This is a genomic window from Dyadobacter sp. 32, assembly GCF_902506755.1.
Taxonomy (GTDB): domain Bacteria; phylum Bacteroidota; class Bacteroidia; order Cytophagales; family Spirosomataceae; genus Dyadobacter.
Map to the genome: position 1 here is coordinate 6,147,526 of NZ_LR735258.1, position 25,723 is coordinate 6,173,248.

The window sequence follows — 25,723 nt, forward strand, 5'->3', positions numbered from 1 at the left end:
GTATTTTGTCTCAATTACTTTGTTCAGAACTTGAAGTTGTAGCTAAATGATGGCAGCACCGGAAACAGTGAATAGCGCGTGAGCACATTCGTAGCGGCTCCGGTATTTTCATCGTGCTTTTTCCCGATATTATAAAAGAAAGGGTTTTTCCGGTTGTAGGCATTATACAGCCCAAATTCCCAGGTACGTTCGTGTCTTTTTTTCTTTTTCTGAAATTGAATCGCGATGTCCATGCGGTGATAGGGCTCCGCCCGGAACGAATTCTTTTTGTCGTACTCGGATGTATTGTTTCCGTAATTCCAGGGGTTGTTAAAGCCAGGCTGGTACGGGTTGCGGAATACCGTGAATTTGGAGACAGGCAGGGTGAGGGCATTTCCGGTGCCGTATACCCAGGTGGCAGAAAGTGTGATCCGCTTGCTGATTTCGTAGATTCCTACAACGGAGAGATCGTGGCGGCGATCATAACGCGGATAAAAGGTTTCTCCGAAATTCAGCTCAGGAAATTTCCATTGCGTCCAGGAAAGTGTATAGCCGATCCAGCCCGACAGCTTTCCGGTTTTCTTCTGAACCATGAATTCTGCACCGTAGGACCAGCCTTTTCCTGCTGTGACATTATCTTCCCAGTTCAGTTCATTGGCATTTTCGCCTTCCAGGCTGATAAAAGAGGAGCCTTCTTTATAGCTGATGATGTTGTTCATGTTTTTGTAATAGCCTTCCAGCGTAAGAGAAATGCCGGGTGTGGCAAGGTCCTTCGCAAGACCCACCGCCACCTGGCTCGACTGTTGTGGCGCGATCTTATCGGTGGTTGGCACCCACAGGTCGGTGGGAAGGCCCAGGCCGGTGTTGCTCAGCAGATGCACATATTGGTTCATGGTTGCATAGGAAGCCTTTGCCGAAAAATCGCGGGCCAGTTTCAATGCTGCCGAAAACCGGGGCTCCGGGCGGATGTAAGTTTTTGTGGTGGTCTGAAAGGTGCTCAATCGCAAACCACCATTGAGTTTAAGCGCAGTAAATGGCTGCCAGGTGTCCTCGGCATAGATACCTGCTTCAATGGTATTGATTGGCTTGGCCTGCAGGTTTATATCTTCGTCGGAAAAGTCGCCTTCAACGGCCAATGCGGACGGGACAAAGCGGTGTGCTGTTGCCTGAGCACCGAATTTTATGGCGTGTTTGGCATTGGGATAATAATCGAAGTCCGTTTTTAGTCCAAAGTCGCGGATCAGACTATTGTATTTCAGACTGAAAATATCGGGATCTTTTCCTTCATTTTTTTCTTCCTGATAGGCAGAGACGGCAAATTTGAAATGACTGAAAATCAGCGATGTATTGACAAATAACTTTTGGTTGATCAAATGGTTCCAGCGTAATGTTGCTGTGGCGTTTCCCCAGTTGAGGCCGGATCTGTTTTCGGTACGGGTGCTTTTTTCTTTGACATGAAACCTGTCTTGTCCAAAATAGCTGCTGATGTAAAGTTTGTCTTTGGCGCCAAAATCGTAATTGAGCTTCGCGTTGAGATCGTAGAAATAATAGCCGGGTTTTACCTTGCTATCGTCACCTGTCTGTTGCTGGGCAATCAATGGTGCAGCCAAAACGTCGATGTATGTACGTCTTCCCGAAATCAGGAAAGAAGATTTCTTTTTTGCCAAAGGTCCTTCCAGCGTTAGCCTGGACGATATCAGGCCAATGCCTCCTTCTCCATGAAGCTTGTCTTTGGCTCCTTCTTTCATATTCATTTCCACCACAGACGAAAGGCGTCCGCCATAGCGGGCTGGAAATCCACCTTTGGTGAGTTCTACACTTTTTAACGCATCGCCGTTGAATACAGAAAAGAACCCGAAAAGATGGCTGGCATTGTATACCACCGCATCGTCCAGGATGATGAGGTTCTGGTCTGGTCCGCCGCCTCTGACGTAAAGGCCAGTTTGCCCTTCGGTGCCCTTCTGGACGCCTGGCATGAGCTGCAAAACCCTGATTACGTCTTTTTCACCCAAAAAAGCCGGGATTTTTTTTATCTGGGAAATCGGAACATCTATTTTACTCATTTGAACTGATTCACTGACCTTTTCATCCAGCCGGTTGCCGGAGATAAGTACTTCATCAAGCTGGTTTACAGCAGGAAGTTCAATGCTTAGCGCTACATTTTTTTGCGAAGCAATCCGGAGCGTTTGCTTGTCATAGCCAACAAAGGAGTAGGAAATGGTTACGGAATCGGATTTAGGTACCGTAAGAGAGTAAAATCCATAGGTATTGGACGTGGCGCCATACGTGGAGTTTTCAATGTAAACATTCACGCCGGGTAATAACTCACGGCTGCCTTTTTCGCGCACAAACCCGCTGATCGTTATGTGATCCTGGGCAAAGCTTGAAATGGGAACAAACAACAAAAGCACTATTGAATAGAGGGTGTTGTGCATAGGTGGAAAATAACTTGTTGAAAAATTGTTAACGGCACTCTGGTAACTCTTAGTATATTAATTTATCAGTATAGAGATCGAGCAAGGTAATCTCTATTCAATGAGTCCCTAGAAGTGGGTATGGTTGTATACGAGGATTGAAATATTTAGAAACAGTGCCACCTGTCTCTGCAATCACGTATTTCGAACTTTTTCAAAATAGGTCATCACTTTGCAACATGCGGATAAAACAAAGGAGCACCCGGGTGGTCAATTGCCCGAATGCTCCTTTTTTAAATTTATAAATACTTTTGTGCTAATTCATCACCGGCAGATAAGAATACTTTTTGCTGTACTCAATCATCTGGTCAAAAAATGAATCGGGGTATTCCACCTTTACATCGGTGGTGTTTTCTCCATCCATTACAGGAACCAGTCTTGGCTGGATAAATCCTTTGTACGGCCTGATGTTCAGCTTGGCGTAACGTTCGAGTACCTCTTTGTGCAGTTCAGGATTTACTTTTACACCATAGGTTTCCACCAGATTTTTGCCGGCATTGTAATCACCTTCCGATTTGATTCTCTGGATTTCTTTCAACAGCTCGCCAAACAATACCCTGAGTTTTTCGTAATCATTGACCTGTACGTAGGTTTTACCATTCTTTTTGACGAACTCAACCACATTGTCTTTTTTGCCTTTTTCATACACCCAGTAAGCATTCAGTGCGCGATTCCGCATGTGCGCTTCCTCTATATTGTCTCCCAGCTTTAAACGTGTAAGTTGTGTCATGAGCCCGTTGAGCATGTAATCGTCATAGCCTGCCTTACCTACCTCAAGGCTTGGCATTACACCCAGTTCCACAAGTTTCGGATCCAGAACATAGTATAAACCCACCAGGTCGGCACGGGCTTCTTCCAGGCAGGATGCATAACTTTTCAACGTTTTGTCGGGGGTGCCTACGCCCGGGTTGATCTGCCCGGAGGCATGTCCGATACATTCGTGCATATCCGTATGCAGATCGTCGGCAAGGTTTCCAAATTCTTTCTGACGCTTCAGTGCTTCCGGGCTCGCAGCAAATTCATCCAGAAAACCGCCACCTGAGCCTGCCTGGTTATAGGCATGCACGATATTGCTGAGTGACACCGATTTGGAACCATGTTCTTTTCGGATCCATTCCGAATTGGGCAGGTTGATTCCAATCGGCGTGTTGGGTGCCGTAGAGCCGCTTTCGGTGACCACCGTGATTGCCTTTGCCGTAATACCTTTCACTTTCTTCTTTTTGTGCTCGGGCATAAGTGGCGAATGGTCTTCAAACCATTGAGCCTGGCTTGCGATTGCTTCAATACGTTTGGTCGTTTCCAGATCCTTGATCGATACCACCGACTCATAACTTGCCTTGATGCCTAACGCATCGTCATATACTTCAATAAAGCCGTTCACCACATCCAGTCTGCTTGCCGTGTCGGACAGCCAGGCAATATTGTATTCATCCCACTTTTTCAGGTCTCCGGACTTGTGATAGGCTACCAGAAGTTCCAGTGCTTTTTTCTGCTGATCATTTTCTGCTACGGTCACTGCTTTTTCCAGCCAGAAAATAACCTTGTCAATGGCAGCACCGTACATGCCACCCGATTTCCATACCTTTTCTTTTATTATGCCGTTTTCTTTGATCAGCTTGCTGTTGAGTCCCCACTCAGGTTCCTGATCCGTTTTCGGGAATTTTGCGTAGAATTCTTCTACTTCTTTTTGCGTAACCCCTTCGTAGAAGTTGTTGGCCGAGTTGGCAATGTTATCAATACCCGCCGTCAGGTTTACTTTTTTGGGCATAAATTTGGCATCGAAAATGACCGGCTTGATCCGGACCAGAAATGCGTCGACCGTTTCGCCGCTTTGGAGTGGCAGCAGGCTTTGGTCACTGTTTTTGACAAGCTCCGAGAAATATTCAAATGAACATTCGGGTATAAACTTGTCATTGGAATAATGGTGGTACACGCCATTGCTAAACCAGACACGTCCTGCGTACGTTTTGAATTTCTCCCAGTCGTCTCCGGTTTTGGCGCCTTTGAAACTGTTGTAAATAGCTTCATTGGTTTTACGTACAGTAAGATTATTTTTTCCATTCTGATCATAAAAAATATCACGACCGGCACGTGCTGCCTCATAGAGATAATAGGCAAGTTTCTTTTGATCGAGACTCAGCTCATTCCAGCCAGGGATTTGGTAGCGAAGCATCTGAAGGTCGGCAAAGGATTCTGCACGAACATTAAAATCTGTTTCTGTGGCTTTAGCACTTTCTTCTCCTGTTTTCTTGTTGCACGCGGTGAAGAGAAGCGTGGCAGCGAGTAGAAGACTTGTCGTTTTATTGATCATAGGGCTGATGTATTTATAATTTCTGTGATGGTATTCTTGACTAAGTTGCTTGATAAAATAGGGGTAAGATGATGATAAATTGCATTTTGTCAGACGGATAGGGTAGTTTTGATAGCCGCAGGTCTGTTCCCTGCGCCCGACTACACCTCCGGAATGCTCTCTTCGTATTCATATTCAGAATTCGGTCCCTGGTAAATAATCATCATTCCGGCCAGGTCGGCCAGGTAGGTATGTATACCAGCGGCTGCGATTTCCTGAAGAAATGTTGGGTAATCCGTAAGGCCTTCCTGGGTACGCTTCACGGCGGCTTTTACGGCGTCCAGCTGAAATGTCTCGGCGGGGTCTATTTCCGGGAATTCGCCGGCGACAATGAGGGTGTCTCCGTTGATGTTGGTGAAAGTGCGGTTATGCGTGGCGACTTTTACCTCATAGTGATCCACACCAACGGCTTTAAGGTTTTTTACCAGATAGGGATAAGCCTGACCTTCTGATTTTTTTTCAACTGAAAGGATCAGTTCCTCTGTGAGTTCGATGAAGTTCATTTATGCTGATGGTTTAGTTCAATTTCAGTTTGTTTCAAAGATAATCACTTTTTCATGGTTAGACATGATCCATGCTGTGATCGGAGTGTAGCTTTATCCATTTTCTAACTGATGCGAAGGGTCTTAATGGCTTCCACCCACTCTTCTTTTTTACACACCTGGCAAACTGCCGTTTCGGTATTCAGGTGTTCTACATGCCCACAAAATGTACACGCGTACAAAGCGCTTTTAGAAATACTTTTACTTTTTTTAGTATAGAGATCCGGTAAGATAGGGAGGCCGGGCTTCACGTGGTCATCCTCGAAGAAAAATACACTTACCTCACCTGAGGTTTCCAGGTAGGCGTTTCTAACTTGTCCCAGATGCTCAACGCTTTTGACGCGCAGCTCAGTGAAAAATTCGTCCTGCGCCAGGCTCTCTTTTTTAAACTGGGTGATCGAGAATTTCCCCTCCCGTATCAGGCACACGGTTTGGCCTTCCAGCATGATCTCGAATTGCTTACTCCTGCCTGTGAGCCAGGTAACGAGCCGGTAGAGCAGGATGATGGTAACAAATACAACAATGGCGGGAATAAGGCCAACGTCTTCATAAAACATAGGATCGCCTGCTGCCGAACCCAGCGCAATGATGATCACGGTTTCAAAAATAGAAAGCTGCCGCACGCCTCTTTTGCCGGTTACACGGAGGGCGATGAGTACAACGGTGAACATCAGGACAGACCGGAAAACCACCTCAATCAGATAAATAAAGGGCAGATCGTTGATCAGTAGACGGTTCCATTCGAATATCTCTTTCATATACGAAGCGCTATGGTATAAGTGAAGGTTTTGAATGTGGATTTTGGACTTCAACAGTAATCGATCGGATTACTTTCTCAAATCATATACAAGCTCTTTAATTGCCCGCTCTCCTTTCATGTCAGGTATGGGTGCTTCAATGTTGTACACACTGATTTTGTTTGAGCCCTTACTTTTTACGAATGCGTAAGTAACGGATTCCTTCTTTGCATTGGTCAGGGTCATCGTGTTGGAAGTGGGGTACACTTCACCCACACAGTCGCCACTGTAACAGATAGAATAAGAAATGTAATCGCTGATCCCGGTTATGGTGCCGTCGGTCTTAAAACTTATTTTTTGATCCGTTGGCTGATCCTGTTGGTACACCGTGTAAGAGCCGGCGATCATCTGCTGATTCAGGTAATTTTCAAACTCCCACTTTTGCCCGCTTACCATAGCGACTTTTTTAAACTCAGATGGCGTATTTTGGCTTGTCCATGCTGTATCCACAAGCGATAAGGTTTGGTCTTCGTTGAGGAGAAGCGTCATGTCTTTGTCTTGCATGGCCTTCATGATCAGGTAATGATTTCCTTGTTTTTTGTAAGCGAGGGTTGCTTCTTCGAAGCCAAAAAAAACGTTGACACTGTCCTCGCTGATGAAGTTCAGTTCATAACAAAACGCAGGAACCAGGCCAGGAATGGAATCAGGAATGGATTGTAGAAAGGTGTTATTAACATATCGTCCTGAAAGTCCGGACTCAGATGCATCCTGTTTTTTTTCGCCACAGCTCCACAGCAGGGCAGCACTAAAAGTGGTAACGAGCGCAATTTTGCAAACAGTTAAAAGATTGATCAAATGTTGTATAAGTTTCATAAATAATGCGGTGTTTAATTGCGGTGGTATTTAGTAATTGGGTATCTGTCTGAGATAATGGGAGAAGTGGATCAGGCTGGAATTAAAAAAGATGTTACCCGCTTATCATGGCGAGGTAACATCTTGATAGTTTGTTGAATGTGAAGTGCAATTTATTAGTTAAAGCCTATTGTGCTACATCATCCGGATTAAAACCGATAATGGAACTTCTGGTATCCAGCTTTTTTATCATTTCATTGGACATGGCATCGGAATACATGCTGTAACTACTTACCAGCGTTCCTTTTAAGCCGTCAGAGGATTCAATGGCATAGAGTATGGAGCTGTCGGAAGGATTACTCATACCTTCAAACCTGAATACATTCACTATTGTAAAATCATCTGGCGATAGTGCCAGGCGCACGCCGTCGTCCTTGTGGGTTTCCAATGCATGCGCTGTGAGGTTAAAGTCGTAGGTATATCCTTTCTCCTTCAGGTCTTCGAGTGTCTCGATGAGCGTATCCGGTTCATTGATGTTTTGTTGTTCCGGACTTCCTCCTTTTTTTTGTGATAAATCTGATTCTTGTAATTCCATAGCGTTAGAATTTAGGTTTGAAAACGGACTGACAATGCAAAACCGGTTTTGGATTTAATTAATCAGATATAAGTTGCGGTGTTGTCGGTTCCGGTCTCTGATGATATGTATCCTTCATACCTATCGTACAGCATGATTGAAAAAAGTGTGCCTGATTATTTTAATAAAATATTCGTTGGCTAAGCAGGACTAGCATTACCGGAGCAAATGACGCTTATAATTTTAAGTTGTTGGTTTGTAGCTTATTGACAGTGATTTTTATCTTAGAAAATATTGTTTTCCTGAACGTAAATTTCCCAAAAGCTAACCTGACCAATAGCCACGTTGAGGTAGTATAACCTCATTTTGGTTCAAAATGTAGAATCAGGGTCATTGATCCGATCGGGGATGAAGTTTTTAGCGGCTCAGGGCCTGTAAATTATTTGTCGGCTATTGTAAGCGGCAAAACAGCCCAATCCACCGGTGACGTTACTAAACACAAGAGCCGGTTCGGCAAAGGGATTGTTGGCGTTTCGGTTCAGCGATAAGGAGCGGTGGTAGTCGTAATAGGCCTGGTCGGTGTTGAGGACTTCCATGTTTACCGACAAAATTTTAATTTTCTGTTTGGCGAATACCGGCCCGCTGGAAGTATAAGAAAGTATCGTAGAGGGTAAGTAAGCCCTGCCTAGTGGCGATGTAAAAACCGTACTGTCCAGATTTTCATCATTTTGAAAGTCACTACGTCCCGTATTTTCGTCCCAGTCAAAGTTGAACCGGCCTTTGACACGTTTTTCGCTCCGTTCCTGATTGGAATTGGTTTGGAGCACGGAATATTCCACTTCGGTATAACCTCTTGCCCGGTAAAAATTCTTCTCGCTGGCTAAATCCAGCCAAACCAATTTGAGAGTGAGGGCCGTATCGCGCCCGTTGAAATCCCGCACAAATGCGGTGTCAATAACATAAGATTGGATAACTGGTCCTCTTGCTGGAACCGTGCAGGTCGCGCTTACGGATCTGCTGGCGTCGGACACCACGAGCGTATAGGTTTTGGAAGCCAGGATTGGGAACTGCGCCTGCGTGAGGCTATACACTTTTCCGGCGGTATCGTAGGGCATGATAACCTGCTTGGTTCCATCTGAAATTTTTACAACTGCATTGGTCACGACCTTGTCACCAGAAGTGGATTCCCCATAGAGCGGGATGGATTCGGTCACCACCACGATTGTTTTGGCGGATTGAGGCGATATGTAAGAATTGACAACCAGCTTCGACGTAGTGGAAGGAAGGTCCGATAAGGGGATGTCGCTGACAAGTGTCTCGCAGGCTAAAAGTCCGGTGAGCATTAATAAGAGGATGTAATGCAGACTTCTCATGGCTAGAACTTAAAATTGTAACTGAACGATGGCAATACCGGAAATAGCGAATATCTTTTCAAAGTGGTTTTTGTTGTGGTAACGGATCCGCTCGTAGACGTCTCTTCGGCAATATCATAAAAGAACGGATTTCTCCTGTTGTAGGCATTATACAACCCAAACTCCCAGGTCCTTTCGTGCCGTTTTTTCTTTTTATGGAACTGGATGGCAACATCCATGCGATGGTAGGGCTCTGCGCGGAAGCTGTTCTTTTCGCCATATTCATTGACCTGGCGTCCCCGCCACAGGGTTGAACTCGCCACGCCCTGATTGGACCGGGTATAAAAATTATCAGAGATTCCGGTGTAACTGGCCAACGGTAATGTTAGCGCGTTACCTGTCCCATAGATCCAGGTGGCGGATAAGGTAATTTTTTTGTTGAGCTCGTAGATGCCCACCACGGACAGGTCGTGTCTGCGGTCGTATCGTGGATAAAAGACTTTTCCAAAATTCAGTTCTGGAAATTGCCATTTGGTCCAGGAAAGGGTATATCCGATCCAACCTGAAAATTTGCCCGACTTCTTATGTACCAGAAATTCCGCACCATAGGACCAACCCTTGCCCGCCGTGACATTGTCCTCCCAGCTGAGCTCATTGGCGTTTTCTCCGCTTATACTCAGAAACGATGCACCTTCTTTGTAATTGAGGATGTTGTTCATGCGTTTGTAATAACCCTCCAGGGTGAAGGTAAGCGCAGGATTCTCAATGTCCTTTGCCAACCCAATAGCCACCTGTTTCGACTGCTGAGGTGCCACCCGGTCTGTGGTTGGAACCCATAAATCGGTAGGAAGGCCGAGACCCGTGTTGGACAATAAATGCACATACTGATTCATGTGTGCATAAGAGGCTTTAAACGAAAAATCCCTTGCCAACCTTAATGCGGCCGAAAAACGGGGTTCAGGGCGAATGTAATTTTTAGTTTCGGTCTGAAATGAACTCACCCGAAACCCTGCATTCATTTTTAAAGCGTCCAGCGCCTGCCAGGTATCTTCTATGTATAATCCCGATTCGAGGGTGCGGACGGGCTGCACACTGCGCTCAATGGGGATATCGATAAAGGATCCCTGAATGGCGAGAGCGGAAGGCACAAACTTATGAAAAGTAGCCAGGAGGCCAAACTTCACCGCATGCTTGGGAGAGGGATAATAATCGAAGTCGGACTTGATGCCGAGATCCCTGATGCGCGAATCGTATTGCAGGCTGAATTCATCCGAAATGGTACCTTCGCTGTTCATGTCTTTGGAATAACTGGACACACCGAAATTGAAATTACTGTAAATCAAAGAGGTATTCAAAAACAGTTTTTGGTTAAGCAAGTGATTCCATCTGAGCGTAGCTGTGGCATTTCCCCAATCAAGTCCCGCCCTGGTATTGGTGGTGCTGCTCATTTCGCTGACGCTGAATTTGTCCCGGCCAAAGTAGCCACTGGCGTATATCTTGTCCGTTTTCCCCAGGTCAAAATTAATCTTGGCATTGAGGTCATAAAAAAAGTAGCCCGGCTTCACCTGGCTGTCATCTCCACGCTGCTGACGTGCGATGAGTGGCGCCGCCAGCACATCAATGTAGGTGCGTCGTCCGGAAATCAGAAAGGAAGATTTGCCTTTGGAAATAGGACCTTCCAGAGTTAGCCGGGACGAAATGAGCCCGATGCCGCCTTCACCGTGTAGCTTTTCTTTGCTTCCTTCTTTCAGGTTCATTTCCAGGACAGAGGATAATCTGCCACCGTAGCGTGCCGGAAATCCGCCCTTTGTAAGTTCTACACTTTTGAGTGCGTCACTGTTGAAAATGGAGAAGAAGCCGAAGAGGTGGTTGGCATTGTACACGACCGCGTCATCCAGTATGATCAGGTTTTGGTCGGGACCGCCGCCACGTACATAGAGTCCCGTTTGACCTTCGGTGCCTTTTTGTACGCCGGGCATCAGCTGCAGGACTTTCAACACATCTTTTTCACCAAAAAAGGCAGGTATTTTTTTAATCTGCTGGATGGGTATTTCAATCTGGCTCATTTGAGCGGTACGGCTGACATAGTCTTCCTGGCGACGGGCAGAGACCACCACTTCTTCCAGCTGAGTCACTGTAGATAATAGGATGTTCAGTTGAATGTCTTTGTCCAAAGCGATGGACTTTTCGATTTTGGAATAACCTACAAATGAAAACGCCAAAATAGCAGAATCGCCGGATGGGATGGTCAATGAGTAAAATCCATAGGTATTGGTGACGGCTCCATAGGGCGTGTCGGATACAAACACATTTACCCCGGGTAATTGCTCCTGGCTTCCCTGTTCCTTCACAAAACCACTGATGGTAATCTTTTTCTGGGTAAAACCAATGAATGGAAGCAGAAGCAGAAGGGTGGTAAAAACTTTATGCATACCTACTTTTTAGCGTTCAATGCTTCTTAACGACTCGGAATGTGTAATATTATCGAAACAATTTGATAATGAGCCGTTACGGAACAAATTCAGGCCTTCCGATTCGGAAAAAAAAGCGCGACAGCCGTCATCATATAAGATGCGGTAGCAGCAGCATAATGCCCGGCCCTGAATCTTACCGCGGTCAGTTGATCCATGAAACAATCCGGCAATGAGCTTTTCGCCGGATTGTTTCATGTTTTTATTTAATGCCTTTGACAGTCATTTTGATTCCATATACAGCGTCGCCAGCTGTGATGAACAAAAGGTCCCGATCCTTCCCGCCGAAGCAAAGGTTGGCAGTCCACCCGGCAGGAACCGGAATGTGAGCAATCTGCTGTCCTTCTTTATCAAAGACCGTTACCCCTTTTCCCGTAAGATACAGGTTTCCCCGATCGTCGAGTATCATGCCATCGGAGCCCATTGAAACGAAGAGCTTCCTGTTGTTCAGTTCACCGTCAGCCCCGACGTCATAACGATAGGTCTTACCTGCCCCTATGTCTGCCACAAATAGCGTTTTGCCATCCTTGGTGCCAATAATCCCATTGGGTTTTTTTATATTGTTGTCAACCCTTGTCAGTTTTTTTCCATCCGGGGTAAGATAGTAGACGTGTTCCCCATCTTGTTGCATGGCCGGATCACGTTTCCAGTAATCTCGCTTGTAAAGCGGGTCGGTGAGGTAAATCCCTCCTTTTGCGTCAATCCAGAGATCATTGGGGCCATTTAGCAACTTGCCTTCATAGTCTTTGACCAGCACCTTGTGATTTCCTTTTTTATCAAAAACCCAAACCTGATTGTCTTCATCTGCACAGGAAACCAGATTTCCCTTTTTATCAAAGTACATACCATTGGACCTCCCTGCCTGATCGGAAAATGTAGAAAATTCGCCGGAAGAGGCGTCCCACCGAATGATTTTGTTATTGGGCTGATCGGTGAAGAAAACATTTCCCTTTTTGTCGGCCACGGGTCCTTCGGTAAATTTATATCCGTCCCCCAGTTTTTCCAGCTTGGCTGCTGGTGCTATAATTGATTTTGTATCCATAATTTGAGCGAAAATTCCCGGTACAAACATCAGCATGAAAGATGCTGTCATAAAGCTGCGTAACCGGTAGGTGTTCATGTACATTTTAATACTTAATGAGGTTTAACAAATGTTATTACGATTTCCTTTGTATTGCTATCCCAGCTGGGAGTGCCTGGCTTTCGGGATCGGTTAACTGATGGCCGAATATTATTCCAGGTAAACCTTTACATCTTTCAGCGTGTAAATAGGCAGCCAGGGAAAAAGCACAGGGACGGTTTTAATATAAGTCTGGAAAGCCGGGTCTGCACCATATGTTTTCAATTGCTTCGCTTCCAGCCTTTTGGTGGAGCCGATCATAATCAGAATGATGCAAATTAACCCAATTCCACTCAACGCCCAACACCACCACGCCGTGAAAAAGGGAATCCCAACGATAAAGTTACCTGTCCAGAACAGAATTTCTCCCAGATAATTGGGAGAACGCACCGTTTTATATAAACCCACATTACAAAACGTATCAGGATTTGCCGTCTTGAAGGCACTCTTTTCATGGTCTGCCATTCCTTCCAGGTACAACCCGACCAGCATGGTCATAATGCCGGGAATAATGGCTAGGCCTTGCAAGGTAGGATTAACCGATGTAAAAAGGGCAGGCGCAAAAAGGCAGACATACAATGCCGATACGGCAATCCAGACGGTAGCTTTTGACAAAAAAGGCAAATTTTGAGACCCGGCAATCGTTTGCTTAACTGCATTCCGGTAATGTTCGTTGTGCTCCCTCTGATACAAAAAGACACCTAGCCGGGCTCCCCAGATTACCAGTGATATGCATTGAAACCAATGGAAATATTGGAAGGTGGGGTAGAAAAACAGGACCAGTACAAACGTCATGGCGACAATGGCTGTGGCGTAACCCAGGCTGATAAACCAGACCGTTTTTTTGAAACCCATCAAGGTGGATGCCAATGAAACCACCAGACAGGCCGCCAACAATTGATAAATGGAGAAAGGCATAATCAGCTGTTTCGTGTGATTCTTGGTCTAGGCAAAAAGATTGTGCCATTGTAATCAATCCAAGGGGATGATGCATCCTGGTTGTCCGCTCCCTTTTTTGCTTATTACCCCTGGCTAACTGATGGAAAGCACTTTACTATTCAAAAACCAGCGTCTACGCTTTATTGATAAAAATTTTCTTTCCGTCTTTCCGTATCGACTCGTAGATGGCATCCACCACGATCATGTCCTTCAATCCTTCTAATCCTGAAACGTTCGGATCGGGTTTGTTGTCGAGGATACATTCAGCGATGCCGTCCATTTGGTAGGCCTGATGGGTTACATCAGGTTGATTGATCGGCCCCAGGTGCGTGTTGCCCCGGATGGGGCCGTACCCAAATGCGGGGTTCATTTCCGCCCAGCCTTTTTCGCCCATCAGTTTCAGTCCTTCTACATGATTGAAGTTGTAAGTACATCCGCAGTTGGCGATCATGCCACCAGGGGAACCCAGTTGAAAAGTGACTGTTTCGTCTACTTCTGCAAACTTGACTTTGTCGGTTTTACTTTCCTGTGCCGTCACCCAGATCGGTTCTTCGCCTGTGCAATATCTTGCGCCGTTGAGGGAATACACACCCACATCCATCATGGCACCGCCACCGGCAAGTGCTTTCCGCAGGCGCCATTGTTTCGGGTCGCCTATTTTGAATCCGGCGTAGTTATTGACGTGCATTACCTTGCCAAATTCGCCCGCTTTGCGCATTCGGATAAGTTCTTTCGTATGTGGCTCAAAGTGGAGACGATAGCCGATATAAAGTTTTACACCTGCTTTATCGCATGCCGCAATCATTTCCCGGGCTTGTTTGGCATTATCAGCCATTGGTTTTTCGCAAATGACGTGTTTCCCGGCAGCGGCTGCCATTAGCACGTGCTTATGGTGGAGTGAATTGGGGGTGATTACATATATCAGATCAATATCCGGATTGTTTTTGATCTCGTGCATATTGTCATAGCTGTATACATTCTTGTCCTCAATGTTATATTTCTTTTTCCATTCAGGTATTTTGGATGGGGTTCCCGTGATAATCCCGGTCAGCTTCGCGATTTTGCAATCTTTCATCCCTTTGGCAACAATATTGGCATAGCCCCCCAGCCCCAGAATGGCTACCCGAAGCTGTTTGTCGGCATTGGACACAGGGTTGATATCATGGGCGACAGCCGGCAAGCCAGCCAGCGCCGTAACGCCAAGTCCTAATGAGAATTTTTGGAGAAAATCGCGACGAGAATCCATAAGGCTGGTCTGTATTAATGGTTTATTGGATACTCGTTAAAGAGGAGGCCTAAGTAAATCTCCTTATGGAGGCAGGCATATAACAATCCTGGAAAGCGGCGGAGCGTAGCTGATATTTGAATGATCGAAGTTGGATCCACACGTGGATCAGGTAGGAATTGTGACTATAGGTTTTGATTGAAAATCGCCGTTGGTGACAGAACCAGCAACCTGCGAAGAACTTCCTCCGGACAAATGCAAATAAGATGAAAGAGCGGAAATTTAATCTACAAGTCGCTGGCTTCCAGGAAAAACAGAGGACTGCCATGCCGTTATGACGCTTATATATTGTCTTGAGCTATGAAATATTTGGTTTTATGATTTTATGCATATATTTGAAATGTATCCTCTCAAAAACTTTAATGTTCGTCACCATTCGTTACCTGGCCATATTTTGGTTGTCTCTTTTTTCATTGACAAGCGCTGCACAGGTGAAGCTGACGAAAGTACTTGTCAATGGAACGACCACAAAGCTGGTCAATGGCGTTATTCGCATGAAAGCATCTCAGGATGAGCTATCACTCGAATTTCGGGGCATAACTGGCGATTCTACTACCTATTTTTACCGCCTCAAAGGCTTAGAGGAAAAGTGGATACCGACTGCCTATCCTTCTGCACGTTACCAGGGATTACCAGGTGGGAACTATGTTTTTCAGCTAAAGTCTAGCCTCAGTGGCAAAGAGTCAACGCCCTTACAGATCAAAGTCGAGAAAGAAAAAGCGTTTTGGAATGAATGGTGGTTTATCCCGTCCATGGTGGCTTATGTGCTAGTGCTGATCGGCGTAGGGATTTATCTGTTCTTCCTTTACGATTTCAGGCAGCGGCTTAAGATGCTTGGTGTAAGGAACCAGATCGCTGCCGACCTGCATGACGAAGTGGGCTCCAACCTGAACAGCATAGCCATATTTGTGGAAGTGCTGAGGAAGAAAGCCCCGGTAGAGATGTTGCCGATTTTGGAAAAAATTATTGAAAACTCCAGGGAGTCGGTTTCGTTGATGCAGGATACAGTGTGGACCATCAATCCTAAGAACGACAGTGTTGCGAAGCTTTTTGAACGCATGAATTCCTTTGCTTCCCAGGTGCTTAGCAGCAAGGATATTGCTTTTGAATTTATGGTAGATGCCAATCCTGCGAAAATTAATTTTTCCATGGAGCAGCGAAAAAATATTTATCTTATTTTTAAGGAGGCGATTAACAATGCAGTCAAACACGCCGATGCGACCAAAGTGAACATACATATATCCGCGGTACGTGATCACATGGAAATGCGTATTGCGGACAACGGACGTGGTTTTGATACCCGGCAGACGCATCAGGGCAACGGCTTGTTCAATTTTCAGGAACGAGCGGACGAAGTAGGCATCAGCCTGAAAATCGAATCGGAATTGAATGTGGGTACCACCATAAGCCTGAAAGTGATGGCTTAGGCTAGACCCGATATCCATATAATTGTTGATTTTTAAACCGGGATTTGTGCCTGATTTTTGTATCAAATAATGTGTGTTTACAAAAAAACGCCCGCGGGGCTTCGCTAAATGATTCGTGTTGTATTGTTTGAGGATAATAAAAATCTGAGGGAAAGCCTGGCATTGTATCTGTCCGGGACGGAAGGCATATGGTTCTCAGGCGCTTTCCCGGATGCACGTGAAGCGGGTTCAGTCATCAAAAAACACAAGCCCGACGTGGTGCTGATGGATATACAGATGCCGCATCGCTCAGGCATTGAAGCCATGATCGAAATCAAGAAGAATGCCCCTACGCTGAAAGTATTGATTCAAACGGTTTTCGAAGATGATGACAAGATTTTTCAGGCAATCTGCTCCGGAGCCTCCGGTTATGTGGTGAAAAATCCGGATCCCGGGGTGTATGTACAAGCGATCCGGGAGGTATACGCAGGCGGCTCACACTTGTCACCGAGTATAGCGCGTAGGGTAGTGGAAATGTTTCAGCAGCAGTTTGTCAAAAGTGAACACACCTTTGTGGAACTCACCAACCGTGAAAAAGAAGTGCTGGGCTGTATGGTAAAAGGCCTGAGCTATAAAATGATCGCCGACACCTGCGGCATTTCGTTCAGCACGGTGGCCACCCATGTAAATCACATATATGAAAAATTACACGTCAATTCCGCTCCCGAGGCCGTTGTGAAAGCGCTGGAGTGGCGGTTGGTTTGAAGATCAATTTAAAATTTGTAAACTATGCCCGCACAGTCAGAACCTGTTCAAATCGTTGTAAAAGTTGAAGATCTGTTTTTTTTGGATGCAGATTCTTACCATCACGGTAGTGATTTGGTTCAACTATCAAAAACTTATTTTGATGTACGCGTGTCCAATGCGATCAGATTTTTATACCCGGATATAGACAGTGGTGGAAGCAAGGTTTTTTTTGAGAGCCTTAGGATACTACTTAAGCAAAATAATCTCCGAATGGAAAGTTTGTTTATAGACACTGATAATAGTTTAGTTTCTATTTTGATGACCAATGCCTTCGAAGTTAGTAGACATAAAGGAGAAAACTTATTAAATTTCTTTGTTATACGGGTCTCGGAGTTCAATGAGGAAATAGTTTTGAAGAAAATAATGTCACTACCAGGAATTTCGTATGCCTATTCAAAAGGGCAGCGGTCAAGTGCGGGTCCTCCGGGATATAGCGTTACACCGGCTGATGCTGCAAGTACTGTTAAAGAATTTTTTAAGAAATTTGATATTACTTCGGCTAGTTCAAGATCCTTATTGGTGACGGTTGTGGATGTAGAGCAGGGATGGGCCAGGGAGTTGATGAGTTTTCCTATCCCGACCTTATTAGGTTCCGGAGTGAATCATTCTGAAAAGTCCCATGGAGCCAATACGGTTAATGTGTTGAAAGGCAGGTCAACAGATAGTGATTTACTGCAAGGGCTTGCTGGTAATGCAAAAATTCTTACGGGATCTATATGGAAACGTGTCGGTCTCAGGATCCGCGAGAAGACCGAAGAACAACTAGTTGAAATTTTCACACATCCTGAGGTTAAACGAGGAGATATTGTTCTGCTGGAAATTCAGACATATTTGAGAAAGAGAGGTGGGTATCTTCCCATTGAAGCCGAGCCAGCGCTGTTACATTTAATTACATACGCAGTTGCCAACGGTGTAATTGTTATAGAAGCCGCCGCAAATGGGAGTATTGACATGGGTGATTTGATCAAAACGACACTTTACGACCTGGTACCACGGTCACGACTCCAGTCCGTCCTTGACAACATGAAAAAACACAGTGCGATCATGGTAGGTGCAATAGGTGCTGGTTCCGGCTCTCGCAATATTTCAAATTACGGACAGCGTGTTGACTGCTACTGTTATGGCGAAGTTGTCAACACGTTTCATTCTGAGGGCTCTGGTTACCTCCAGTTTAGCGCGACATCGTTGGCATCGGCAATTGTTGCCTCACTGGCAGCGCGAATACAGATGGCTGCAAAAAGCAGTGGGAGATCTTTGTTGCCCTCAGAAATGCGGAGCATGCTGAAGTCGGATACAGATGGTCATTCTGATCCTGAGATATTTAACAATTTTATCCGCAGAATACCGTAACCAGCAATTCCCTATTTTTTAATTCAAACAGATTCATAATACATTTAAACTTATAACTAAATTTTACAAAAAAAATGAAAAATCAGCAGCGAAGAGAAGAAGACGAATTGATGCGAAACGTGGGACTAATTGAGTTGACCGAAGATAATGTTGTCGATTTGAAAGGGTTGTTTGACGAGGAATTTGTTGAAAAGGGAATTGGCTCCCGGACCGGGTATTTTGTAGGCCGTGGTCTCATCGAGAAGATTCTAGCAGAGAACGAAAATGCAGAAGGTATCTTGATCAGTTTTGGTTTAAACCGTGAAATTGATAGAGATGGGGAAATTCAGTTGATTTTCGAACCTTCAAATAGCAATGAGGCAGATGGAGTAATTCTGGGGAAACCTAAGTATGGTACAGGTGTGCCTGGTATTGAAGGGCCTTCTGGAACTTTACCTGCTATCAAACCTACCCCAAAACCTACGGCCTAGCCAAATTATAAAACCACTGCTTTTGGTGATAGGGCGTTTCAAATGACTGTCGTTCAGTAGATAAGATGGCCGACATGAGCGTTGACGACGTTAGAGAGTATATATTTTCACCTTGATGAGGTACTGATATTTGCATATCTTGGACAAAAATGATCCTTCATGGAAGAATATTACAAAGTTATTGAGCACATTTATGATTTTAGTGTTGTCACCACATCTTTTCCAGCTATTATAAGCTTATTAAGATGGCGTAATTTTGACTTGATCTTAAAAATATTTGCTGTTCATACTTGGAAAGGAGCCGTGATATCTATTGGGGCTCTTTTTTTTTATTATCAAGGGCTTTCCAACAGACCGTTTTACTACATTGACACCTGTCTTGATATTGCACTCGTTTCAATTATTGCATCACTGATCGTAAGAAGTCGCAGTTTTTACATCACAACATTTGTGTTATCCGCTGGTTTTATCCTTATTATGTGCTACGATTATCTTCATGACAAAACTGATAAACTGATCAATACCCAATTAACTAGTCTCGAGTCGATCTATGTAATTGTAGTAACGCTTATTTTATTACGTCTGGTTTCACTTCGGAATGGAACTGAACGCTACAAAAAATCCTTAATTTGGTTACTCAGTGCATTAGTGATCAGCAATTTATTTTCGCTGCTGGTTAGTTCTTTGAATGAAGTTGTTCAAGCCCACTCCAACGAGCTTTTTAGATTTCTTTGGTATGTTTCGTCTCCCCTTATTATAATCTTAACAAATTTCATCTTAATATTCGGTTATCTTTTGCCTCCAAAAAGATTCGGAGCGAGTTAATTTAATATCGCCGATCTCCTACTGCTCCCCACGATTAGTTAGTTCAGCAGAGTCTAAGGTATCGCCAGCTTCAAAGGCTATTCAGGAATCCGGTAAACCTGTAACCTGAACGGTGACAGCCGAAGACGGTTCTACGCAGGCTTACACCGCAACCGTTTCGATTCAGAATAATGGGGTTTTGATACTGTTGCGAGCATTAACTCTATTCCAATGATAGTTGAAGAATTGATCCTAGGATTTTACAGTCCTAGTGCGTTGTTTTGAGTATACTCTATATCCCAACAACACTTATCACCTCACGTTTAACTTCTTACAATTTGACTTGGATACGCTCCGCAAAATTGTTGATTTTTCCCCTGCGGTTTTCTTCTCAATTTTGATGCGTTGGAACGGTTGACAAGAAACAATTTCTTCCAATGAACTCCTGAGGTCATAAACCCTTTAAACGAAAACGATCATGAAAGTAAGCTTTCTATTTCTGTATGTATCCGTTTCCTTGCAATCAGTTTGGGGGCAGACCAATAACATATTGGGCGGCACCGCTATTTTAAGGACAGACAGCTATTCGGATAGTGTGGCGAGTACCGAGCAAAGTGTAGTGACGTATGGTGCTGAAAGTAAATCGGATCTTCAGTTCTATCTGGATCTGAATGCGGTTTGCAGCCATCTAACTTTGGCAGGACTGCACGGCCGCGTACCGTTCAAGGGGGAATACCGTCCGGATAAATATATCCCCGGGCGTGTCCATCCCGAAATTATTTCCCGTTTCGTTACCAGTGAACGGATATTAGATTTTCGGGGATCACATAAGTTGTATGCGTATTGGGACTTCAAAAAAAATCCCTGTTTCTCCTGTCACGCGCTTTCGGTACAAAAAAATAATAAGTTGCCAAGCCACTCTCGGAATTCAATCGGATTGAAGAAAGATTAAAAATAGCTCACTCCTCTGTAAAATGAAACGTTCAGCAATATTACACTTTGGTTTCTTGTTAAGCTGGCTGTACTCCACCGGGGTGATAGCACAGAAATCCTATCAAAATGAGACCATTAAGGGTTATCAGCTTCATTTACAAAACGTAATTTTTGATTCCACCTCAGGCAATGTTTACAAAATACCGTTGCGCAGTTATGGACTTCCGAACTCCAACTATGGGATTTTGTTAAGCGCTTCGGTGGAAGGTGACACAAATTCTTATCATATTCCCGGAATGGTAAACGATGAGGATTCGTTTGGTTTTCGCCTGAAACCTGGAAACAGAAATGTTGGCGATACACTGTTTATCATTCGTCGCACCGGCGAGAAACCCATCCACTTATCGAAAATACGTATTCTGGCATTTGGAACTAATAAAAGAAATGGACTGATGCCGTCCGACAAGGCTTTTACAGCGTATGTGTTGTCCCGATATGTTCGTCCGGCCTCGGCACAAGTAGTTCGTTTGGCTTCTTATTATTCTCAAAATCAATAGATTAGTTGTTTTATTTCTACATTCACTATCACCAATAAGTCCCCAAAATTGTTGATTTTTCCTTTTGCCCTAATTGCTGAATTTTGACGTGTTGAATAACACTCCGGTCATCACTTTTTTAACCAAAATAAAAATGAAACCCTCCTCTATCTTTCAAGTTCCAATTAATCGGACGAAGTCAAAAGCCACAATCATGCACGTTGGTTGTTGCCTCCTACTGGGTCTGATCATTACGCTACAATCCTGCAAAACGGCTTACGTGCCCAATGCACTGAACGTTCCGCTGTTACAGGAAAAAGGAGAACTGAAATTCCTTGTCTCCAGAAGAAACTTTCAGGCGGCTTACGCGATTTCGGATAGGGTGGGTGTCATAGCCAACGCGCAATTCGTTAAAAGTGATCATGAGGGTAGCCCTGATGTTACCGTTAATGGCAAACCTGACGTTAGTTTCGCTCAAAACAATTCGGCCATTGAAGCCGGGATAGGCTACCTGGGTAAAGGGGAGCGTAACCTGATTTACGAAGTATATGGCGGCGGCGGGCTTAGCAGGACGTACATTGCAGATCTCAACACCAACAATGGGGTACTGGGAGAGATTGAGGCAAAAGGCCTTAAGCTCTTTGTCCAGCCAAATGTTGGCTTTGCAACCAAATTTTTTGATCTGGGGCTCAGTTCACGTTTCACCGCTTTGCAGTACGGTACAGCCACCACGATCTATTCCAAACAATATTTGATTGACCAGGATCTGGATCAACTGGCCGACAATACGCACATGTTTCTCGAGCCGGCCATTACGCTGCGCGGTGGTTATAAGTTTATCAAAATCCAGGCTCAGTTTGGCTTGGCATTGAAGCTAAGCTCCGCTACAATACCGTACAACGAGACACTGGGAAACATTGGACTTGTGTTGGATTTTGCCACATGGTACAAACGCTGAAATCCATGAGATTCTCTGGTCGTATAGTGGTAATCGTCACTTTTCTATGCTGATCCGATCCCCAAAAATGTTGATTTTCTATTCAATATGTTCTCCCGACTTTTGACTTGTTGGACAAAGGTGGTAGGGAAGTCAACTTTTCGAAAGTTGACTTCCCTGAGTCGAACCACTTATACGGGTGTCCTCGCTCTTCAATAATTCAACTACCATTTTTCTCTATTTTTTTACTTTTTTAACAACAAAGCAATGAAAACGCTAGCAAATCTATTTGGACTTTTATTTTTAATTTTTTTAACGACGGGCTGTTTTTTGTTTGACAAAAATAAAGGTGATGTGACACCATCAGAGACCACTCCTGAGTATCAGACAGCCATCGACGCCAAGTTTAAGCAGCTGGGTTGGGACAAAGATGGGCATGCTAAATTTAACGGCACTGGTCCGGTTAAAACCGCCGCCGCGAAAGGTTATGTACAGTATTATGCCTACGGAAATGTAAAAATGGCTATCTACTTTTATCCCGGGAAGGGCGCTTTTGCAATGGCCGGAGAGGAAACCAAGGCGTATGATGGCGCTGGCCAGGATCAGTTCGCTTTCGTGGTTTCGGATCCCAAGCCTACATCCGGGGGATGTGGGTATAATGATTTATTACTGGTAAATGGCGATGAGGGGATGGTAATGTGCAATGTGATGGTATATGGGCAAATATATAAGAAATACAAGGAGTTGAAACGCTGGGAAGGTCCGTTGGGGCTTCCTACAAGTTCTGAACTTGATTTGTCAAGTAAAAAGGGTAGGTACAATACCTTTGAAAAGGGTCAGATTTACTGGGGAGCGAATACAGGAGCCCATGCTTTCTGGGGTAAAATTGACAAGCTGTACAAATCTGCCGGATATGACGGAGGCTGGCTTGGATTGCCAACTACCAGTTGTGATATCAACGTCGCAGAGGGGAAGCAGTATGTAAGATTTCAAAACGGCGCGATAGACGGAGCAACCTGTGGCAACTATTATGCCGTGGGAGGCTTACTTCGATATCAGAACGGTACTACGCCTGGATCAGGGCAAGTACCTCCTTGCTATTAAAATGGGTATCAAAGCAAAATCAAAAAACGATGAAAACCATAACGCACATATTACTGATAGGGGTCGCTTGTCTCACATCAATTCAGATTTTTGCACAGGAAGCTGTTTGGCGCGATGTGCCCGCCAATGAGCTCAAAGGAGTTGGCATTACAGAAAATGCGGAACGAATGCGGCAGTCCATGGACTATGCTGCCAAAATGGGTTTTGGTGCCGCAATTCCTACTTTTTTTCACGGAGAAAAAAATGGAAGGCTGGTTTATGGCACCGTATTGATTCCAAAAACTGATGTAGAATTCAAAGACATCCCGCTGAGTGAGCTGGGGAACGTCAATCTGGATGATTTTGCCGAAAGAGTGCGGCAATCAATGGCCTGGGCGGCTAACCACGGCCATGGAGCAGGCATTCCCACGTTCTACCATGCGGACAATGGCCGCGGTGTTGTTTACGGAACCATGCTCTTCAAAGCAGATAGAGTTAGTTTCAGAGATATTCCTGAGGGTTATCTTACTGATCTTAATAGGAAGGATCCTGCAAGCTGGGTAAGAGCTGTTGTGAAATACAACAACAATAGGTCCAATGCTGGCGCCTTTCCCACTTTCCATTCTGCGGACAAACCCGGAAAGGGGCTTGTGTATGGAGTTATCTTTTTCAAAAAGTAGTATTGACTCATTCCCGGATCCGTGCTCTGAATTGCAGTGATTGGAGTGAAGCATTTCAAATCGTCTCATCAACTGGGCTTGTTTCAGAAGATTTTGCGTTGGTTTTTTATTTAAAAATTTAATGCAGGGCACACGTCAGTGCTCTGCATCTACGGCGTATGATGGCGAAATGCGGTACACTGAATCGAATGATACGCCTGGCCTGAACGGCGCTACGGCGTTTGGAAATGCCGCAGGGGTAAGCTCAGGCGGAACTTTCACTGTTGGCGGTTATAACACCATACCGGCCGGAGCCACTAAATATATATTGTTCACTGCATACATAGCCTCAGCAGCGGATAACGGACATACGATCAAGGTGAATGGGGCAGACAACCCGGTCTCATTTTCTTATATCAGCACTCCCACCATCACCAGTAACCAGACAGATGTTGCTGGTATAAAAACCATCGTCGCCCCGACTTTAACCGACACCTCTGACACTGTGGCTCCTTCAAATATCTCGCAGGGAACTCAGCGAAATATAATCTACATTTTGAAAGTGGAAGCTTGTTCGATAGGATAATGCCTTTTTCAAACTAAAAATTAAGGTCTCTGGGGACATCCCATTGCGACCTTAATTTTTAAATGTTTTGCAATCACTCCACCCGCAACGGCAACCCCAGCCACGCCAACCCGATACTTCTTTGCATGTGCCCAATACTTGCTCCCTCGGAGGCATCATAGAGTAATGCAAGTCTGTTTTCAACCTGGATCACCGTAGGCATGCCAATGGCCCCTTTGGACCAGGAACAATTTTTCCCATCCAGGGCAACGGCTTTGTCAGTAGCACTCCATTTGTTGATATCTTTCGTCCAGTATACCCATATAGCATCGGTGTATTCTTCTCTTTTTTCGTTGATGCCAATGTGATTGGTAAACAAATACCAGGTTTTGGTTTGCTTGTCGAAAAATAGGGATGAGTTTTCGATCTGTTCTTCAAGCGGAAAAAGTGGTTTCTCATCAATAACCCAGGATTGGTTTAAGTCTCTGGTTCTTGCTACCCCCAGGGTTCTTTTTACAATTTTTCCATCCTGCGTTGCTCCGCTGAAAAACTGCAGGTATTCTTTTTTGTTCTTCACCACAAACCCTGGGCTGGAGGTGACCGTGTAATAGCTGTTTTGTTTTGGGGGCAGCGGAGTTACATCATATTGCTTAATCCAGGGTCCTCTCAGTGATTTCGCCCGAGCTTTCATCGTCAGATAAGGAAACGCGGGAATCCGGTAAGGAGGCGGAGTCGTGTTTGGCGTACCCACATAGAACATGTGCCAGGTGTCTTTTTCCTTTACGACCCACGGCGATGAAGCACTTTTGGAGTCGTTTTTCCCATCGTCTCCGAGTGTAAGGATATTCCCTTTTTTTGTCCAGGTTCTTAAATCGTTGCTTTCGGCCAGGCATGCAATCCAGCCATCCTTCCCGGCACCGTCGTAAAACAGGTAGTAAGTGTCTCCGACCTGGTTGATAACTGCTTCCCGCGCTCCATAAGTATCGCTGCTGTCGGGGCCATCCCCATATTGCATCACAATTCCTGCGTCCACAAATGGCATGCGTTGATTTGTGGCAGGGCGGCCGTCGATGTAAGGTTGGGCGAAAGCAGATCGTTGAGCAAGTATGCTAAAAACCAGGAATGCAATGGGGAAGATTTTTTTCAACATATTTTATAAGGCTTTAAGATAAAATCAGGCGTGTATGAGTTTTTCCGTATAAAAGCCATTTTTATGTTCGGACTTCGCATACCATTAATTAAAGCTGTAAGGATTCGTTTTTACTTTTAATGACGATTCTCATTTCTGTAATCACGGACTATGTAGTAGCTCATGGTCTGAAATTTCGTTCTTGTATGATCCCCGATAGTTTTATTTTTAGATTCAATTTTCATGGATTTTGTTCTTCCGGTTCTTTTTAATGCGCAAATTATGAGTATGTTGTGTCTTTTCCTGTTTTGCGTCTCGACAGCCGACAGCCGACAGCCGACAGCCGACAGCCGACAGCCGACAGCCGAC

At 44.8% G+C, this 25,723-nt stretch carries 23 protein-coding genes; 11 read left to right on the forward strand and 12 right to left on the reverse strand.

All coding sequences use genetic code 11. The features are described 5' to 3' along the window. Positions 1 to 23: 23 nt before the first annotated feature. The 11 genes from DYADSP32_RS25175 to DYADSP32_RS25225 all read right to left on the reverse strand — a co-directional run bounded on the left by DYADSP32_RS25175 (position 24) and on the right by DYADSP32_RS25225 (position 14,636). Positions 24 to 2,414 carry a TonB-dependent receptor gene (locus DYADSP32_RS25175; protein WP_149240177.1) on the reverse strand — a complete coding sequence of 797 codons (2,391 nt, stop codon included), beginning with the start codon at positions 2,412 to 2,414 and terminating at the stop codon, positions 24 to 26. Positions 2,415 to 2,709: 295 nt separating this feature from the next. Further along, positions 2,710 to 4,764, reverse strand: coding sequence for a dipeptidyl-peptidase 3 family protein (locus DYADSP32_RS25180; protein ID WP_149240176.1), 2,055 nt, complete (start codon positions 4,762 to 4,764; stop codon positions 2,710 to 2,712). Positions 4,765 to 4,904: 140 nt separating this feature from the next. Further along, positions 4,905 to 5,306, reverse strand: coding sequence for a DUF1398 family protein (locus DYADSP32_RS25185; protein ID WP_149240175.1), 402 nt, complete (start codon positions 5,304 to 5,306; stop codon positions 4,905 to 4,907). Between the two features lie 104 nt (positions 5,307 to 5,410). Beyond that, a complete protein-coding gene (locus DYADSP32_RS25190) occupies positions 5,411 to 6,103 on the reverse strand; it encodes a DUF421 domain-containing protein (protein WP_149240174.1) in 693 nt (230 codons plus the stop codon). Between the two features lie 69 nt (positions 6,104 to 6,172). Beyond that, on the reverse strand, positions 6,173 to 6,955 hold the full coding sequence (locus DYADSP32_RS25195; RefSeq protein WP_149240173.1) for a hypothetical protein: 783 nt from the start codon (positions 6,953 to 6,955) through the stop codon (positions 6,173 to 6,175). 166 nt (positions 6,956 to 7,121) lie between these two features. Next, positions 7,122 to 7,529, reverse strand: coding sequence for a hypothetical protein (locus tag DYADSP32_RS25200; RefSeq protein ID WP_149240172.1), 408 nt, complete (start codon positions 7,527 to 7,529; stop codon positions 7,122 to 7,124). Between the two features lie 404 nt (positions 7,530 to 7,933). After that, on the reverse strand, positions 7,934 to 8,881 hold the full coding sequence (locus DYADSP32_RS25205; RefSeq protein WP_149240171.1) for a DUF4249 domain-containing protein: 948 nt from the start codon (positions 8,879 to 8,881) through the stop codon (positions 7,934 to 7,936). A gap of 2 nt (positions 8,882 to 8,883) precedes the next feature. Next, the gene (locus tag DYADSP32_RS25210) at positions 8,884 to 11,292 is read right to left on the reverse strand and encodes a TonB-dependent receptor (protein WP_149240170.1); all 2,409 of its coding nucleotides are present in this window, start codon (positions 11,290 to 11,292) and stop codon (positions 8,884 to 8,886) included. 241 nt (positions 11,293 to 11,533) lie between these two features. Beyond that, complete coding sequence (locus tag DYADSP32_RS25215; RefSeq protein WP_149240169.1) at positions 11,534 to 12,373, reverse strand: SMP-30/gluconolactonase/LRE family protein; 840 nt, start codon at positions 12,371 to 12,373, stop codon at positions 11,534 to 11,536. A gap of 189 nt (positions 12,374 to 12,562) precedes the next feature. After that, complete coding sequence (locus DYADSP32_RS25220; protein WP_149240168.1) at positions 12,563 to 13,369, reverse strand: DUF1295 domain-containing protein; 807 nt, start codon at positions 13,367 to 13,369, stop codon at positions 12,563 to 12,565. 154 nt (positions 13,370 to 13,523) lie between these two features. Beyond that, positions 13,524 to 14,636 carry a Gfo/Idh/MocA family protein gene (locus tag DYADSP32_RS25225; protein ID WP_149240167.1) on the reverse strand — a complete coding sequence of 371 codons (1,113 nt, stop codon included), beginning with the start codon at positions 14,634 to 14,636 and terminating at the stop codon, positions 13,524 to 13,526. Positions 14,637 to 15,037: 401 nt separating this feature from the next. Between DYADSP32_RS25225 and DYADSP32_RS25230 the strand changes: the two genes are divergently transcribed. The 11 genes from DYADSP32_RS25230 (at position 15,038) to DYADSP32_RS25280 (ending at position 24,246) form a co-directional block, all read left to right on the forward strand. Beyond that, positions 15,038 to 16,102, forward strand: a complete 1,065-nt coding sequence (locus tag DYADSP32_RS25230; RefSeq protein WP_414618045.1) for an ATP-binding protein — start codon at positions 15,038 to 15,040, stop codon at positions 16,100 to 16,102. 123 nt (positions 16,103 to 16,225) lie between these two features. Continuing rightward, positions 16,226 to 16,846, forward strand: coding sequence for a response regulator (locus DYADSP32_RS25235; protein WP_414618046.1), 621 nt, complete (start codon positions 16,226 to 16,228; stop codon positions 16,844 to 16,846). A gap of 252 nt (positions 16,847 to 17,098) precedes the next feature. After that, the gene (locus tag DYADSP32_RS25240; protein ID WP_414618047.1) at positions 17,099 to 18,238 is read left to right on the forward strand and encodes a S8 family serine peptidase; all 1,140 of its coding nucleotides are present in this window, start codon (positions 17,099 to 17,101) and stop codon (positions 18,236 to 18,238) included. 74 nt (positions 18,239 to 18,312) lie between these two features. Beyond that, the gene (locus tag DYADSP32_RS25245) at positions 18,313 to 18,708 is read left to right on the forward strand and encodes a hypothetical protein (RefSeq protein ID WP_149240163.1); all 396 of its coding nucleotides are present in this window, start codon (positions 18,313 to 18,315) and stop codon (positions 18,706 to 18,708) included. Positions 18,709 to 18,867: 159 nt separating this feature from the next. Beyond that, on the forward strand, positions 18,868 to 19,533 hold the full coding sequence (locus DYADSP32_RS25250; RefSeq protein WP_149240162.1) for a hypothetical protein: 666 nt from the start codon (positions 18,868 to 18,870) through the stop codon (positions 19,531 to 19,533). A 457-nt stretch (positions 19,534 to 19,990) separates the two neighbouring features. After that, entirely contained in the window at positions 19,991 to 20,464 is a 474-nt protein-coding gene (locus DYADSP32_RS25255) for a hypothetical protein (RefSeq protein ID WP_149240161.1), read from the forward strand. Positions 20,465 to 20,486: 22 nt separating this feature from the next. Beyond that, positions 20,487 to 21,002: a hypothetical protein gene (locus DYADSP32_RS25260; protein WP_149240160.1), complete on the forward strand. Its 516-nt coding sequence runs from the start codon at positions 20,487 to 20,489 to the stop codon at positions 21,000 to 21,002. Positions 21,003 to 21,195: 193 nt separating this feature from the next. Beyond that, positions 21,196 to 21,939, forward strand: a complete 744-nt coding sequence (locus DYADSP32_RS25265; protein WP_149240159.1) for a hypothetical protein — start codon at positions 21,196 to 21,198, stop codon at positions 21,937 to 21,939. A gap of 246 nt (positions 21,940 to 22,185) precedes the next feature. Next, positions 22,186 to 23,022: a hypothetical protein gene (locus DYADSP32_RS25270; RefSeq protein ID WP_149240158.1), complete on the forward strand. Its 837-nt coding sequence runs from the start codon at positions 22,186 to 22,188 to the stop codon at positions 23,020 to 23,022. A 29-nt stretch (positions 23,023 to 23,051) separates the two neighbouring features. Further along, positions 23,052 to 23,681: a hypothetical protein gene (locus tag DYADSP32_RS25275; protein ID WP_149240157.1), complete on the forward strand. Its 630-nt coding sequence runs from the start codon at positions 23,052 to 23,054 to the stop codon at positions 23,679 to 23,681. A 121-nt stretch (positions 23,682 to 23,802) separates the two neighbouring features. Continuing rightward, a complete protein-coding gene (locus tag DYADSP32_RS25280) occupies positions 23,803 to 24,246 on the forward strand; it encodes a hypothetical protein (protein WP_149240156.1) in 444 nt (147 codons plus the stop codon). Positions 24,247 to 24,319: 73 nt separating this feature from the next. Here the strand turns inward: DYADSP32_RS25280 and DYADSP32_RS25285 are convergent, their stop codons facing one another. Then, positions 24,320 to 25,375 (reverse strand): hypothetical protein, encoded by a 1,056-nt coding sequence (locus tag DYADSP32_RS25285; protein WP_149240155.1) that lies wholly within the window; start codon positions 25,373 to 25,375, stop codon positions 24,320 to 24,322. Positions 25,376 to 25,723 lie beyond the last annotated feature (348 nt).